At 72.1% G+C, this 15,095-nt stretch carries 14 protein-coding genes and 1 riboswitch; of the genes, 8 read left to right on the forward strand and 6 right to left on the reverse strand.

Annotation, left to right across the window (positions count from 1 at the left end; all coding sequences use genetic code 11):
• The first annotated feature begins 135 nt into the window (after nt 1-135).
• The 7 genes from frr to KY5_RS29475 all read left to right on the forward strand — a co-directional run bounded on the left by frr (nt 136) and on the right by KY5_RS29475 (nt 7,955).
• Nucleotides 136-693 (forward strand): ribosome recycling factor, encoded by a 558-nt coding sequence (frr, locus tag KY5_RS29445; RefSeq protein WP_055552949.1) that lies wholly within the window; start codon nt 136-138, stop codon nt 691-693.
• Nucleotides 694-755: 62 nt separating this feature from the next.
• Complete coding sequence (locus KY5_RS29450; RefSeq protein ID WP_098245059.1) at nt 756-1,859, forward strand: phosphatidate cytidylyltransferase; 1,104 nt, start codon at nt 756-758, stop codon at nt 1,857-1,859.
• Nucleotides 1,860-1,951: 92 nt separating this feature from the next.
• Complete coding sequence (rlmN, locus tag KY5_RS29455) at nt 1,952-3,058, forward strand: 23S rRNA (adenine(2503)-C(2))-methyltransferase RlmN (RefSeq protein ID WP_098245060.1); 1,107 nt, start codon at nt 1,952-1,954, stop codon at nt 3,056-3,058.
• A gap of 34 nt (nt 3,059-3,092) precedes the next feature.
• A riboswitch (TPP riboswitch) is annotated at nt 3,093-3,208 on the forward strand.
• A 77-nt stretch (nt 3,209-3,285) separates the two neighbouring features.
• Entirely contained in the window at nt 3,286-4,371 is a 1,086-nt protein-coding gene (locus KY5_RS29460) for a thiamine ABC transporter substrate-binding protein (protein WP_098245061.1), read from the forward strand.
• Nucleotides 4,347-6,068, forward strand: a complete 1,722-nt coding sequence (locus tag KY5_RS29465; protein WP_098245062.1) for an ABC transporter permease — start codon at nt 4,347-4,349, stop codon at nt 6,066-6,068. The genes KY5_RS29460 and KY5_RS29465 overlap by 25 nt, the downstream gene beginning before the upstream one ends.
• 11 nt (nt 6,069-6,079) lie before the next feature.
• On the forward strand, nt 6,080-7,153 hold the full coding sequence (locus tag KY5_RS29470; RefSeq protein ID WP_098247538.1) for an ABC transporter ATP-binding protein: 1,074 nt from the start codon (nt 6,080-6,082) through the stop codon (nt 7,151-7,153).
• A gap of 10 nt (nt 7,154-7,163) precedes the next feature.
• On the forward strand, nt 7,164-7,955 hold the full coding sequence (locus tag KY5_RS29475) for a maleylpyruvate isomerase family mycothiol-dependent enzyme (protein ID WP_098245063.1): 792 nt from the start codon (nt 7,164-7,166) through the stop codon (nt 7,953-7,955).
• Between the two features lie 38 nt (nt 7,956-7,993).
• Here the strand turns inward: KY5_RS29475 and KY5_RS29480 are convergent, their stop codons facing one another.
• Nucleotides 7,994-8,656: a response regulator gene (locus KY5_RS29480; RefSeq protein WP_199843291.1), complete on the reverse strand. Its 663-nt coding sequence runs from the start codon at nt 8,654-8,656 to the stop codon at nt 7,994-7,996.
• 38 nt (nt 8,657-8,694) lie between these two features.
• Entirely contained in the window at nt 8,695-9,945 is a 1,251-nt protein-coding gene (locus KY5_RS29485; RefSeq protein WP_098247540.1) for a sensor histidine kinase, read from the reverse strand.
• Between the two features lie 142 nt (nt 9,946-10,087).
• On the opposite strand from KY5_RS29485, the gene KY5_RS29490 reads away from it, so the two are divergent.
• Nucleotides 10,088-11,227, forward strand: coding sequence for a glycosyltransferase family 4 protein (locus tag KY5_RS29490; RefSeq protein ID WP_098245064.1), 1,140 nt, complete (start codon nt 10,088-10,090; stop codon nt 11,225-11,227).
• A 77-nt stretch (nt 11,228-11,304) separates the two neighbouring features.
• Here KY5_RS29490 and KY5_RS29495 read toward each other — a convergent pair whose 3' ends face one another.
• From KY5_RS29495 to KY5_RS29510, 4 genes are all read right to left on the reverse strand, one after another.
• Nucleotides 11,305-12,441 (reverse strand): LOG family protein, encoded by a 1,137-nt coding sequence (locus tag KY5_RS29495; protein ID WP_098245065.1) that lies wholly within the window; start codon nt 12,439-12,441, stop codon nt 11,305-11,307.
• A 38-nt stretch (nt 12,442-12,479) separates the two neighbouring features.
• The gene (locus KY5_RS29500; RefSeq protein WP_098245066.1) at nt 12,480-12,884 is read right to left on the reverse strand and encodes a VOC family protein; all 405 of its coding nucleotides are present in this window, start codon (nt 12,882-12,884) and stop codon (nt 12,480-12,482) included.
• A 141-nt stretch (nt 12,885-13,025) separates the two neighbouring features.
• Nucleotides 13,026-14,216: a hypothetical protein gene (locus KY5_RS29505; protein WP_098245067.1), complete on the reverse strand. Its 1,191-nt coding sequence runs from the start codon at nt 14,214-14,216 to the stop codon at nt 13,026-13,028.
• Nucleotides 14,198-14,965, reverse strand: a complete 768-nt coding sequence (locus KY5_RS29510) for an ABC transporter ATP-binding protein (RefSeq protein WP_098245068.1) — start codon at nt 14,963-14,965, stop codon at nt 14,198-14,200. The genes KY5_RS29505 and KY5_RS29510 overlap by 19 nt, the downstream gene beginning before the upstream one ends.
• Nucleotides 14,966-15,095 lie beyond the last annotated feature (130 nt).

Raw genomic sequence — 15,095 nt, forward strand, 5'->3', positions numbered from 1 at the left:
AAGGGACGTACGCGAGACGCCCCTTGAGGGGATGGACAAAGCCCTGCCGGTCGGACACCGTGCAGGAAAGAGACGCGACGCAGCCGGCCGCCCCCGTGCAATGCCGGGCCTACTCAAGACACGCAGGAGCAAGTGGTGATCGAAGAGACCCTCCTCGAGGCCGAGGAGAAGATGGAGAAGGCCGTCGTGGTCGCCAAGGAGGACTTCGCCGCGATCCGCACCGGCCGTGCGCACCCGGCGATGTTCAACAAGATCGTGGCTGACTACTACGGCGCGCTGACGCCGATCAACCAGCTGGCCTCGTTCTCGGTGCCCGAGCCGCGGATGGCCGTGGTGACCCCGTTCGACAAGAGCGCGCTGCGCAACATCGAGCAGGCGATCCGCGACTCCGACCTCGGCGTCAACCCGAGCAACGACGGCAACATCATCCGTGTGACGTTCCCGGAGCTCACCCAGGACCGCCGCAAGGAGTACATCAAGGTCGCCAAGACCAAGGCCGAGGACTCCAAGATCTCGATCCGGTCGATCCGTCGCAAGGCCAAGGAAGCCTTCGACAAGGCGATCAAGGACGGCGACATCGGCGAGGACGAGGGACGTCGCGCCGAGAAGGAGCTCGACGACACCACCGCGAAGTACGTCGCACAGGTGGACGAGCTGCTCAAGCACAAGGAAGCCGAGCTGCTCGAGGTCTGACCGAGGTCTGCTCGATGTTCGACCGAGGCTGATCGAAGTCTGAGGAATCAGGAAAGCGATCCGTGAACGACTCTTCCTGGGGGGCGCCGCCCAGAGCCGGGTATTGGGGGCCGTCCGACCAGGGACCTGGTCAGGGGGCGACCCCGGCAGGTCCCGCGTACGATGCGCAGGACGCGCTGTTTCCGTCTGAGACGCAGCCCATGCCCATCGTGCCCGACGTACCCGTGAGCGGCGGAGACCAGGACGACGACCGGGGGGCCACTCGGATGGGCGGCCCCCTGTTCCGTGACGAGCCTCCGCAGGAGCCCATGCCCAGCGCACCACAGCCCGCCCCGGCAGCGCCGCAGAAGAAGAGCGCGGGCCGCGACCTCGGGGCGGCCATAGGAGTCGGTGTGGGACTCGGCGCGGTGATCATCGCGTCGTTGTTCATCGTGAAGGCCGTCTTCATCGGCGTCATAGCGGTCGCCGTCGTGGTCGGTCTGTGGGAGCTCACCTCCCGGCTCGAGGAGCGCAAGGGCATCAAGGCGCCGCTGGTCCCGCTGGCGGTGGGCGGCGCGGCGATGGTCGTCGCCGGTTACGTGCGCGGGGCCGAGGGCGCCTGGGTGGCGATGGCGCTCACCGCGCTCGCGGTCCTCGTATGGCGCATGACCGAGCCTCCCGAGGGCTATCTGAAGGACGTCACGGCGGGGGTCTTCGCGGCCTTCTACGTCCCGTTCCTCGCGACCTTCGTGGCGCTGATGCTCACCGCGGACGACGGCCCGCAGCGGGTGCTCACGTTCCTGCTCCTGACCGTGGTCAGCGACACCGGCGCGTACGCGATCGGCTGGCGCTTCGGCAAGCACAAGCTCGCGCCGCGCATCAGCCCCGGCAAGACCCGCGAGGGCCTGCTCGGAGCGGTCACCTTCGCGATGGCGGCGGGCGCGCTGTGCATGCAGTTCCTGATCGAGGACGGCACCTGGTGGCAGGGCCTGCTCATCGGTTTCGCGGTCGCGGCGAGCGCCACGCTCGGCGACCTCGGCGAGTCGATGATCAAGCGGGACCTGGGCATCAAGGACATGGGCACGCTGCTGCCGGGCCACGGCGGCATCATGGATCGGCTGGATTCCCTCCTGCCGACGGCGCCCGTGGTCTGGCTGCTGCTCGTGATCTTCGTCGGGTCCGGCTGATTGCCGGTCTGACCTGCGCATTCATGCGTGAGGGGCTCGTTGTCCACAGGGCGGCGAGCCCTTTGTCGTATGTCTGCGACACTGGATGGACCATGCCTGTACCCGGAGAACTCACTTTCGTCGCGCCCCGCGGTGCCAAGAAGCCCCCGCGGCATCTCGCCGACCTCACGCCCGCCGAGCGCAAGGAAGCCGTCGCCGCCATCGGCGAGAAGCCGTTTCGCGCCAAGCAGCTTTCGCAGCACTACTTCGCGCGGTACGCGCACGACCCGGCCGAGTGGACCGACATCCCCGCCGGTGCGCGCGAGAAGCTCCGTGAGGCGTTGCTGCCCGATCTGATGTCCGTGGTGCGGCACATCAGCTGTGACGACGACACCACCCGCAAGACGCTCTGGCGCCTCTTCGACGGGACGCTGGTGGAGTCGGTGCTCATGCGCTACCCGGACCGGGTCACCATGTGCATCAGCTCCCAGGCCGGGTGCGGCATGAACTGCCCGTTCTGTGCCACGGGCCAGGCCGGTCTCGACAGGAACCTGTCGACCGGTGAGATCGTGCACCAGATCGTGGACGGCATGCGGGCGCTCAGGGACGGCGAGATTCCGGGCGGTCCCGCGCGGCTCTCCAACATCGTCTTCATGGGCATGGGCGAGCCCCTCGCCAACTACAACCGGGTGGCCGGTGCCATCCGTCGGCTCACCGACCCGGAGCCGGACGGCCTCGGCCTCTCGCAGCGTGGGATCACCGTCTCGACGGTCGGCCTGGTCCCGGCGATCCACCGGTTCTCCGACGAGGGCTTCAAGTGCCGCCTCGCCATCTCGCTGCACGCGCCGGACGACGAGCTGCGCGACACCCTCGTCCCCGTGAACACGCGGTGGAAGGTGAGCGAGGTGCTCGACGCGGGCTGGGAGTACGCCGCGAAGTCCGGGCGTCGGCTCTCCATCGAGTACGCGCTGATCAGGGACATCAACGACCAGGCGTGGCGCGGTGACCGGCTCGGCCGGATGCTCAAGAACAAGCCGGTGCACGTGAACCTGATCCCGCTGAACCCGACGCCGGGCTCGAAGTGGACGGCGTCGCGGCCCGAGGACGAGAAGGCGTTCGTCGAGGCCATCGCCGCCCATGGGGTGCCGGTGACCATCCGGGACACCCGTGGTCAGGAGATCGACGGAGCGTGCGGCCAGCTCGCCGCGGCCGAGAGGTAGTCTGGCGGGCGTACGGCTTCGTACACACATCTGCATATTCCGACAGGGGAGCGCCACAGCGCTGAGAGTGCGGCATCCGGACAGGTGCGCCGCAGACCCTCTGAACCTCGCCCAGGTCATTCTGGGTAGGAAGTTCGGGCATTACTCAAGCTGTAGCGCCCTGCCCGCAGGCCACCCGGTCGGCGGGCGGGGCCGCGTCTTCTCCTGGTCACCCAGGAGGGGTTTCCGTGAGCACCACCAAGAAGGTCACGTTCACCGCGGTCGCGGTGGGCATCGGACTCGTCGCGCTCTCCGCGTGCGGCAGCTCCGACAGCGGTTCCGGCACGTCCGACTCCAAGAGCGTCACGCTCGTCAGCCACGACTCCTTCAACGTCTCCAAGGACGTGCTGAAGGCGTTCGAGAAGCGCTCCGGATACAAGGTCAACGTCCTCAAGGACGGGGACGCGGGCGCCGCCGTCAACAAGGCGATCCTCTCCAAGGACAACCCGCAGGGCGACGTCTTCTTCGGCGTCGACAACACCCTCCTCTCGCGGGCGCTCGACAACGGGCTCTTCCAGTCGTACGAGGCCAAGGGCTCGGAGAAGATCAAGCCGGAGTTCCGGGTCGACCAGGACAAGCACCGGGTCACGCCCGTCGACAGCGGCGACATCTGCGTCAACTACGACAAGAAGTACTTCGAAGAGAAGAAGCTGGCCCCGCCGAAGTCCTTCGACGATCTGGCCGAGCCGCGGTACAAGGACCTCCTCGTCACCGAGAACGCCGCGACCTCCTCGCCCGGCCTCGGCTTCCTGCTCGGCACCGCCGCCGCGTACGGCGACGGCGGCTGGGAGGGCTACTGGAAGAAGCTCAAGGCCAACGGCGTCAAGGTCGTCGACGGCTGGGAGCAGGCATACAACGAGGAGTTCTCCGGGTCCGCGGGCGGCAAGAAGGCCAAGGGGGACCGGCCGCTCGTCGTCTCGTACGCCTCGTCCCCGCCCGTCGAGGTCCTCTACGCCAAGCCGCAGCCGAAGCAGGCGCCGACCGGCGTCGCGACCGGTACCTGCTTCCGGCAGGTCGAGTACGCGGGCCTGCTCGGCAACGCCAAGAACGAGAAGGGCGGCAAGGCGCTCCTGGACTTCCTCGCGGGCAAGGAGTTCCAGGAGGACATGCCGCTGAACATGTTCGTGAACCCGGTGCGCGAGGGGACCAAGCTGCCCGAGCTGTTCACGGAGCACGGCGTGACGGTCGACAAGCCCGAGACCCTGGCCCCGAAGAAGATCGCCGACAACCGCGAGTCGTGGATCAAGTCGTGGACCTCGCTCGTACTGAAGTGACGGAGGCGACCGGAGAGAAGGAGCGCCCCCTGAAGGGACGCCCCCTGAAGGGGCGTTCGCGCGGGGGCGCGGCGCGGCTCGGTCTGATGGCCGTGCCCGTCGCGTTCTTCGCGCTCTTCTTCGCCTATCCGGTCACGGCGATCGTCTCGCGCGGACTGCACGTCGACGGCGCCTGGCGGTTCGGGCGGATCACCGAGGTGCTCGGGCAGTCCGACATCCGGCACGTGCTGTGGTTCACCACCTGGCAGGCGCTCGCGTCGACCGCGCTCACGCTGCTCGTCGCGCTCCCCGGCGCGTACGTCTTCGCGCGCTTCGACTTCCCGGGCAAGCAGGTCCTGCGGGCCGTCGTCACCGTGCCGTTCGTGCTGCCGACGGTCGTCGTCGGGACCGCCTTCCTCGCGCTGCTCGGCAGGGGCGGGCTCCTCGACGAGCTGTGGGGCGTGCGCCTGGACACCACGGTCTGGGCGATCCTGCTCGCGCACGTCTTCTTCAACTACGCGGTCGTCGTACGGACCGTGGGCGGGCTCTGGTCGCAGCTCGACCCCCGGCAGGAGGAGGCCGCGCGGATGCTCGGCGCCTCGCGCTTCAGGGCCTGGCGGACGGTGACGCTGCCCGCGCTCGGGCCCGCCGTCGCGGCGGCCGCGCTCATGGTCTTCCTCTTCACCTTCACCTCCTTCGGCGTCGTGCAGATCCTCGGCGGACCCGCGTACTCCACGCTCGAAGTGGAGATCTACCGGCAGACCGCCCAACTGCTCGACCTGCCGACGGCCGCCGTCCTGACGATCGTGCAGTTCGCCGCGGTCGGGCTGATCCTGGCCGTCCACGCGTGGACGGTGCGGCGGCGCGAGAGCGCGCTGAAGCTCGTCGACGCCTCGGCCGTCGCGCGGCGGCCGCGCGGCGCGGGGCAGTGGACGCTGCTCGGCCTGGTCATGGCCACGGTCGCCGTACTGATCCTGTTGCCGCTCGGGGTGCTGATCCAGCGGTCCTTCGACGGTCCCGACGGGTTCGGATTCGCGTACTACAAGGAGCTGACCTCGGCGGAGGGCGGCGCCTTCCTCGTGCCGCCGATCGAGGCGGTGTGGAATTCGTTGCAGTACGCGGTCGTGGCCACGGCCATCGCGGTCGTCATCGGCGGGCTCGCCGCCGCCGCGCTCACGCGCAGGGCAGGGCGGCTCGTGCGCGGTTTCGACGCGCTGCTGATGCTGCCGCTCGGGGTCTCCGCGGTGACCGTCGGCTTCGGTTTCCTGATCACCCTGGACAAGCCGCCGCTCGATCTGCGGTCCTCCTGGATCCTGGTGCCGCTCGCCCAGGCGCTGGTGGGCGTGCCCTTCGTCGTCCGCACGATGCTGCCCGTCCTGCGCGCGGTGGACGGACGCCTTCGCGAGGCGGCCGCCGTGCTCGGGGCTTCGCCGCTGCGGGCCTGGCGGGAGGTGGACCTGCCGATGGTGCGGCGGGCGCTGCTGATCGCCGCCGGGTTCGCCTTCGCCGTCTCGCTCGGCGAGTTCGGCGCGACCGTCTTCATCGCGCGGCCCGACAACCCGACTCTTCCGGTCGCCGTGGCGCGCCTGCTCGGTCGGGCCGGGGACCTCAACTACGGCCAGGCGATGGCGCTTTCGACGATCCTCATGGTGGTGTGCGCGGTGTCGCTGCTGCTCCTGGAACGCATCCGTACCGACCGCACCACAGGGGAGTTCTGATGACGACCGCCTTGACGGACCCCCTGCTGAGCCTGCGGGACGCGACCGTACGCTTCGGGGCGCGGGCCGCGCTCGACGCCGTCGACCTCGATGTCGCCGAGCACGAGATCGTCTGTGTGCTCGGCCCGAGCGGCAGCGGCAAGTCGACGCTGCTGCGGGCGGTCGCCGGGTTGCAGGGGCTCGACGCGGGGCGGGTCCTGCTCGGCGGCCGTGACCAGGCCGGGGTGCCCGCGCACAAGCGGGGCGTCGGTCTGATGTTCCAGGACCACCAGCTCTTCCCGCAGCGCGACGTGGCGGGCAACGTGGCCTTCGGCCTGCGCATGCACGGCGCTTCGCGGGGTGAACAGGCCGACCGGGTCGCCGAGTTGCTGGAGCTCGTCGGGCTCCCGAAGGCCCAGCGGCGGGCGGTGGCCTCGCTCTCCGGCGGCGAGCAGCAGCGGGTCGCGCTCGCGCGTGCGCTGGCCCCGCGCCCCAGGCTCCTGATGCTGGACGAGCCGCTCGGGCAGCTCGACCGCTCGCTGCGGGAGCGCCTCGTGGTCGAACTCCGCGAACTCTTCGGCGAGTTGGGCACCACCGTGCTCGCCGTCACGCACGACCAGGGCGAGGCGTTCGCGCTCGCCGACCGGGTCGTCGTGATGCGGGACGGGCGGATCGCCCAGTCCGGCAGCCCGCTCGAGGTGTGGCAGCGGCCCGCGGACGAGTTCGTGGCGCGCTTCCTCGGCTTCGACAACATCGTCGCGGCGACGGTGTCGGGCGGCAGCGCGGACACGGCCTGGGGCAAGGTGCCCGTGCCGCAGGACACCCCGGCCGGACGGCACAAGATCCTGGTGCGCCCGGCCGGAGTGCGCCTCGTCCCCACCGCCGAGGGCCTGCCCTGCGTGGTGACGGGCCGTACCTTCCGCGGCACCCATGTCGCCGTGCACCTCAAGGCTGCCGAGGGACCGCGCCTGGAGGCGGCGTGCGCTTTGCGGCGGGCGCCCGAGGTGGGGGAGAGGGTCGGCGTCGGGTTCGACGCGGAGGACGTGGTGGTGCTCGCCGACGGCGCCGGACGAAACACAGGTGCCGCTCCGGTGAAGTCGCTCTAGAGTTCGAGCCATGACCACCTTGAGCCATGATCGGTACCGTGCCGAAGTCACCCGCCAGTTCGACCTCTTGAGGACGACCCTGGCCGGTGCCGACCTCTCCGTCACCGTGCCGACCTGCCCGGACTGGACGCTGGGCCAGCTCGCCCGGCACATGGGCGGAGCGGTGCGCTGGAGCGGGCACCTGATCGAGACCCGCGCCGAGCAGAACGTCCCCGACGAGGCCGTGCCGAACGCGCCGGGCCCCGAGGACGACGACCCCGCCGCGCTCGACGCCTGGCTCGCCGAGACCGCCGAGTTCGCCGAGCGCGTCTTCCGGGACACCGACGCCGACACCAAGGTGTGGGCGTGGGCCGAGGACCACACCGCGGGATTCTGGGCGCGGCGCATGACGCACGAGCTGGCGATCCACCGCGCGGACGCGGCGATCGCCGCGGGTGTCGCGTACGAGGTGGCGCCGGACGTCGCGGCCGACGCGATCGACGAGTGGCTGGAGATCGTCCAGTTCGTGCAGCGGACCTCTCCCGAGGACAGCGCGTCCGAGCTGAAGGGCGCGGGGCGCAGCATCCACCTGCACGCGACCGACGCCCCGCAGGGCCTGGACGCCGAGTGGCTCATCGAGTTCGGCGAGGACGGATTCACCTGGCGGCGCGGGCACGCGAAGGCGTCCGTCGCGCTGCGCGGGCCGCTCACGGAGGTGCTGCTCGCCTTCTACCGGAGGCGGCCGCTCGACAGCGGTCTCGTGGAGGTCGTCGGGGAGCGGGAACTGCTCGACTTCTGGCTGGAGCGGGCGACGTTCGGCTGACCGGTTCGGCTGACCGGTTCTGTGCCGGATCGGCCCGCTCAGGGCTCGGGTGACGCCCTGACGAGCCCCGACTCGTACGCAAGGATCACCGCCTGCGCCCGGTCGCGCAGTTCCCTCTTGGCGAAGAGCCGGTTGATGTGCGTCTTCACGGTGTGGTCGGTGATCGTCAGGCGGTCGGCGATCTCCGCGTTCGACAGGCCCCGCGCGATGAGGACGAGCACCTCGGCCTCGCGGGCGGTCAGCCCCTCGACGTCCCGCGCCGGGGGTACGGCGGCCCGCTGGCGCGCGAACTCCGCGACGAGGCGCTGGGTGATCTCGGGCGCGAGCAGCGCGTTGCCCGCCGCTACCACCCGTACGGCGTGCAGGAGTTCGGGGAACGTGCAGTCCTTGAGCAGGAACCCGGAGGCTCCCGCGGCCAGCGCGTCGTAGACGTACTCGTCGAGTCCGAACGTCGTCAGCATCAGGGCCCGGGTCGCGCCGCCGGACGCGGCGAGGATCTCCCGGGCCGCGTCGATGCCGTTCATCGTCGGCATGCGGATGTCCAGGAGCACCAGGTCGGGGCGGTGCTCGGCGGCGAGCGCGACCGCCCGGGCGCCGTCCGCCGCCTCGGCGACGACCTCGATGTCGTCCTGGGTGCTCAGGAGGTTCACGAATCCGGTGCGGACGACGGCCTGGTCGTCGGCGACGAGGGTTCTGATCACGCGGGGTCCGTCCTGTCCTGAGGTGCCCGAGTTCCGTGTCACCACGGGAGTTCCGCCTCCACCGTGAAGCCGCCGGAGGTGCCCGCGCCCGCGGTGAGGCTGCCGCCGACCAGGGCGGCGCGTTCGCGCATCCCGGTCAGGCCGTGGCCGCCGGCCGAGCCGCCGGGCAGTGGTGGCCCCGGGCCGTCGTCGGCGACGCGGAGCGTCAATCGGTCGGCGCGGTAGCCCAGTTCGACCACGGTGGCGGCGCCGGGCGCGTGTTTGCGGGCGTTGGTCAGCGACTCCTGCACGATGCGGTACGCGGACAGTTCCCACGCGGCGGGCAGCGGCACCCGCTCGCCGGTGATCCGCAGCTCCGCGCTGCCGCCCACCGCCCGGTGCCGGGCCAGGAGTTCGTCGAGGCGGTCGAGCGTGGGCTGCGGCGCGGTCGCCGCGGTCTCGTCGTGCTGCGGGGTGCGCAGGACGCCGAGCAGGCGGCGCAGTTCGGCCATCGAGTCTCGGGCCGTGCCCGCGATCTGCTGGAACCCCTCGCGGGCCCCCGGGGTGAGTCCCGGCGTCGTGTACGTGGCGCTCTCCGCCTGCACCGCGATCATCGACACCGAGTGCGCGACGATGTCGTGCAGCTCGCGGGCGATCGCCGCCCGCTCCGCCTGGGCGGCCTGCCGTCGCTCCATGGCGATCAACTGGGCCTGGGCAAGGGCCCGTTCGCGTCGGGTCTCCTCGCGGGCGCGCACCGCGTCGCCCATGCTGACCGCGCCGAGGATCACCGCGCAGAGCCCGAACGCCTCGGCGAACAGACCGAGCGAGCCCGCGTTGCCGAGCGCGGGGACGTCGGGGAGGCGGTCGTCGCGGGCCCAGCTCAGGATGTGCCACAGGTTGGTGGCGAGGGCGCCGAGCGTGCCGCCCGCGACGAGCAGCGCGGGGTGCAGGACGCGGTGCCTGCCGAGGACGTAACAGCCGATGAGGCCGCTGGTCATCACCGCGATGGACAGGGAGGTGTCGGCGCCGAAGCTGACCAGCCCGGCGGCGACGGTCACCAGGGCCACCGGCGGGAAGGCGCGTCGCCACATCAGTGAGGCCGTGGACACCAGGATCGCGCTCGCGTTGGTCACCGAGCCGGGGAACACCACGAGTTCGGCGGCCGCGCCCACGGTCAGGACCGCGCCCGTGATCCACGGGTAGGCGGGCGCGGCGGCCAGCGCGCGCAGGCGGCGGCGCAGGACGGTCGGCCGGGTGGGAACGGTCGGCCGGGAAGGGGGCGCCTGCCGGGGCGAGGTGGTCGTGCTCATGGCCATGATTCTTCCGTCAGGACGGGGCGGGTGCGTCGCCGCCGGGGTGGAGACGGACGGCGCTCGTCATGCCACGGGTTGACGCCCGGGTCCGGAGTCCCGGGTGACGCCCCGGACGCGGCGGCTTCCTACCGTCGGAGCCATGCCTCGCACCCTCGTCGTCACCAATGACTTCCCGCCCCGGCAGGGCGGCATCGAGACCTTCGTGGACGCGCTCGTACGCCGGTTCCCGCCCGGCACGGCCGTCGTGTACACCTCGGCCGAGCCGGGCGACGTGACGTACGACGGTACGTTCCCGCACCCCGTCGTACGCGACCGGGCGCGCACCCTGTTGCCCACCCGGCGCACCGGGGAGCGCGCCGTGGCCCTCGCCCGGCGCTACGGCTGCGACCGCGTCTGGTTCGGCGCGGCCGCGCCGCTCGGGCTGCTCGCCGGGCGGCTGCGGCGCGAGGCGTCGGTGCGGACGGTGGTCGCCACGACGCACGGCCACGAGGTGTGGTGGGCCCGCACGCCGGGCGCGCGGACGCTGTTGCGGCGCGTCGGGGCCGGGGCGGACTGCGTGACGTATCTCGGCGAGAGCACCGGGGGCCCCGTGCGGCGGGCGATGGACCCCGGGGTGCGGTTCGCGCGCCTTGTGCCCGGTGTCGACGCGGCGGGTTTCCGGCCCGGGGCCGACGGGCGCGCGGTGCGCGAGCGGTACGGGCTCGGCGACGGCAGGCCCGTCGTCCTGTGCGCCGCCCGTCTCGTGCCGCGCAAGGGGCAGGACACCCTGATCGAGGCGCTGCCGATGGTGCGCAGGGCGGTCGCCGACACCACCCTGCTGCTGGTCGGCGCGGGGCCCTACGAGGCCAGGCTGCGCAGGATCGCCGAAGAACAGGGCGTCCTGGACGGCGTCGTCTTCGCGGGCGGACATCCGCACGAGGCGATGCCGCCCTTCTACGCGGCCGCCGACGCCTTCGCCATGCCGTGCCGCACGCGCAGGCGCGGCCTGGAGGTCGAAGGGCTCGGCATCGTCTTCCTCGAGGCCGCAGCGGCCGGGCTGCCCGTCGTGGCGGGCGACTCGGGCGGCGCGCCGGACGCCGTCCTGGACGGCGAGAGCGGCTACGTCGTGGACGGCCGTTCCCCCGCGGCCGTCTCGGACCGCCTCGTAAGGCTGCTCAGGGACCGCGAACTCGCCCGCGCCATGGGGGAGAAGGGACGGGCGTGGGTACGGCGGGAGTGGGACTGGGACCGGTCGTACGAGGTGCTGTCGCGATTGCTCTGCGCCGACCGGGACCACTAGCCCGCCGCTTCGCGACGGATCATCCCCAGCCGCCCACCCGTACCTCCGAACCGACCGGCCGAGGCAGGGGCGATTTCCTACGCCGACCGCAGCGCCCCCAGCGCCCCCGGCGCCTCCTCCACCGTGTCCACCAGGGCGATCCGCGCCTCCATCGGGCGCTCCTTGGCCAGGGCCTTCAGGAGCGGCCAGGCGGGGAGGTGCTCCGTCCAGTGGGCGCGGCCGACCAGGACCATCGGGGTGGGTTCGCCGCGGGACTCGTAGTAGTTGGGGGTGGCGTTGTCGAAGATCTCCTGGACCGTGCCCGCCGCGCCGGGCAGGAAGACGACGCCCGCGTTCGAGCGGGCGAGCAGGCCGTCCTCGCGGGTGGCGTTGGCGAAGTACTTGGCGAGGTGGGAGGCGAACGCGTTCGGCGGCTCGTGGCCGTAGAACCAGGTGGGGATGCCCACCGACGCGCCGCCGGACGGCCAGCGCTCGCGGACCGCGAAGGCCGCCTTCGCCCACTCGGTGATGGAGGGCGTGAACGAGGGTGCCTTGGCGAGGAGTTCGAGGGCCTCGTCGAGCATCTCGTCGTCGAAGGGGGCCGCGTAGGCGCCGAGGTTGGCCGCCTCCATGGCGCCGGGGCCGCCGCCCGTCGCGACCGTGAAACCGGCCCTGGCCAGCTCGCGGCCGAGTCGCGCCGCGCCCGCGTACTCATCGGTGCCCCGGGCCATCGCGTGGCCGCCCATGACGCCCACCACCCGCGCCCCGACGAGGATTTCGTCGAGGGCGTCGGAGATGGAGTCGTCGTGGATCGCGCGGAGCATCGAGGCGAAGACGTCGCCGTCGGACTTGGTCCGCTGGAACCAGGCGTACGCGTGGGCGTCCGGCGTCGCCTCGTACCCGCCGTCGGCGAGGCCCGCGAACAGGTCGTCGGGGGCGTAGAGCAGCCCCCGGTAGGGGTTGAAGGGCAGTCCGGGGACGGGTGGGAAGACCAGCGCCCCCGCGGCCCGCACCCGGTCAGCGGCCTCCTGCCCCATCGGGCAGCCGAGGAAGACGGCACCCGCCACGTCGGCCGCGAGGAGGGCGGACGTGCGCTGCGTCAGGTCGACGGCCTGGACGCGGTACCCGGCGACGCCACCGCGCGCCGTGACCTCGTCGAACTCGGCGAGGGTCTCGATCTCACGGTCGGTGCCGGGGAGTTGTGGGGCGGATGCGTGTTCGGGGTTCGGCTGCATCCGCCCATGCTAAGCAGCGCCGTGCGGGACGGGTCGGGTCAGCCCTGGACCTCGGAGGGGTCCATCCACATGATCTCCCAGGTGTGGCCGTCGAGGTCGTCGTAGGCGCGGCCGTACATCGTGCCGTAGTCCTGGACCTTGCCCGCGGTGCCGCCCGCCGCGATCGCCTTGTCGACGAGCTCGTCGACCTTCTCGCGGCTCTCGGCGCTCAGACAGAGCAGCGTCTCGCTGACCTTCGTGGAGTCGGCGATCTCCTTCTGGGTGAAGTCCGCGTAGCGCTCCTTGCCGAGCATCATCGCGATGATGGTGTCGCTGATGACCACGCAGGCACAGTCGTCGGTCGAGAACTGCGGGTTGATGCCGTAGCCGAGCTCCGTGAAGAACTTCTTCGACGCCGCGATGTCGTTCACGGCCAGGTTCACGAAGATCATCTGCTGGTACATGAGTGTTTCTCCCGGTGGGTGCGTCCCGCGCGTGCGGCCCGTACGTGTGTGCGTGCCTTACGGAGGGGTAGACAGCCGTTCGATCCGGAACTCATCGCCCGTCACGAACTTTCTTCCCACGAGTCCACAGCCCACGAGTCCTCAGCGCGCGAGCGGCACCGCGGCCAGTTCCGCGACCACCCAGGTCAGCGTCCCGAACACGGTGGCGAGCGCGCCCGCCCGCAGCGCCACCGAGCTCCGCAGCATCGTCGCGGGCGCCCCGAGCCGCAGCAGCGCCGCCGTCGTGTCCGAGCGGGCCTGCCGGGCCTCGACGGCCGCGGTGGCCAGGGTCAGCACCGCGCAGCCCGCCACGAGCAGCGCGCCGAGCGCGGTGAGCGGACCGACGTCGGGCCGTGGCCCCGCGTAGAGGACGACGGACGCGTACGCCCCCGAGGCCACCGCGCACACCACCCCGAGCGGCCGCCCGATGCGCCGGGCCTCCTCCTGGAGCACGCGCCCGGCGAGCAGCCGCACCGCGCCGGGCCGTACCGCCTGGAGGATCCGTCCGCACAGGTACGTGAGCCCCGGCCCCGCGAGCGCGAGGCCGAGGGCGGTCAGCGCCCAGCCCACGAGGACGCCCGCGGGGCTGCCCGCGAGCCCGCCGGGCATGGGCAGCCCCGAGCCCGCGCCGGAACCGCCCCCGGCACGGCTCGCGTACGTCTCGACGGCGAGACCGGCGGCGAGCAGCGCGACGCCCCAGGGCAGACCGCTGGGCGCGGGGGCGGGGCCTTCCTGGGCCGGTTCCGGCTCGGAGGCGGTGCCCCCGTCGGTCCGCCCGCCCGCCTTGACGGACCGCGGCCGCAGCGCGACGGCGCTCGCGGCCGACGCGAGGAGCGGTACGAGCGCGAGCAGCGTCAGCGCGGCGGCCAGCGGCAACGGCTTGTCGGCGGCGAGCAGTTCGGCCGCGGCCCCGTCGAACGGAAGCCCGGACAGATCGCCGCGCAGATGCAGGAAGAAGAGCAGCGCCAGCATGGAGCCGAGCGTGCACGCCACCGCCGTGGAGATCGCGGCGAGCACCATCAGGCGGCCGGGCCCCAGACCCACGGCGGAGAGCCCGGCGCGCGGGCGGGTGGCGGGGTCGGTGCGGGCCACGGCGACCGCGAAGTACACGGTGGCGGCGATCGGCGCGAGGCACCAGGCCAGGCGCAGGACCGATCCGGCGCCGGGGTGTTCCATCGCGTACGTCAGGGTGCAGAGCAGCAGGAAGCCGGTGCCCGCGGTCGCGGCGGCGACCAGGAGCCGCCGCAACTGGACGAGCGGGTGGGCGCCGCGGGCTAGACGGAGAGCGAGCACGCGGCCCGGCCTTCCGCTGTGGCGGTCCCGGACACCGGTCTGGCGGGGTCGCCGGAGCCGGGCAGGTGCACCGTGTTGACGCGCCGTCCGTCGAGCAGCGTGACGGTGCGGTCGGCGAGGGTGGCGACCTCGGCGTCGTGCGTGGCGAGGACGACCGTGATGCCGTGCGAGCGGGCCGCGGTGGTCAGGGTGCGCAGGACGTGCGCGCGGTCGGCCCGGTGCAGCGGGGCGGTGGGCTCGTCGGCGAAGAGCACGGAGGGCGTGGTGACCAGGGCGCGGGCGACGGCGACGCGCTGGCGTTCGGCCTGGAGGAGGGCGTGCGGCCGCTTGCGGGAGCAGGTGCCGATGTCGAGGCGCTCCAGCCACTCCTGTGCCACGGGCTTGGCGACGCGGTGGGAGGCGCCGCGCAGCATGAGCGGCAGGGCGACGTTCTCCCAGGCGGTGAGCTCGGGGACGAGGTGGGGCTCGGGGTCGATCCAGCCGAACCGGTCGCGCCGCAGGCGTTCGCGCACCAGCGGGCGCATGGTGTGGACGGGCGTGCTGTTGAACCACACCTCGCCCTGCTGGGGGAGCAGCTGGCCCGAGAGACACCGCAGGAGGGTCGTCTTGCCGCAGCCGCGCGGGCCGTTGACCGCGAGGATCTCGCCCTCGCGGACACCGAGCGAGACGCCGGTGAGGGCGGGGGAGCCGTTGTGCTTGACGTGCAGAGCGCGTGCCCACAGCACGTCGTTGTCCGGTGGGGCAGCCATCGCGTACACCTCGGTTCAGATCAGTTTGCCTCCCCCGGACGGGGGAACGAAGGCGGGGCCGATCGGTCACTGGGCACGCTAGGGATTCGGGCGGACTTGCCCGGAAACGACGCGGCCCTGGGGCGCCCGT

It is taken from the genome of Streptomyces formicae (genome assembly GCF_002556545.1).
GTDB lineage: Bacteria > Actinomycetota > Actinomycetes > Streptomycetales > Streptomycetaceae > Streptomyces > Streptomyces formicae_A.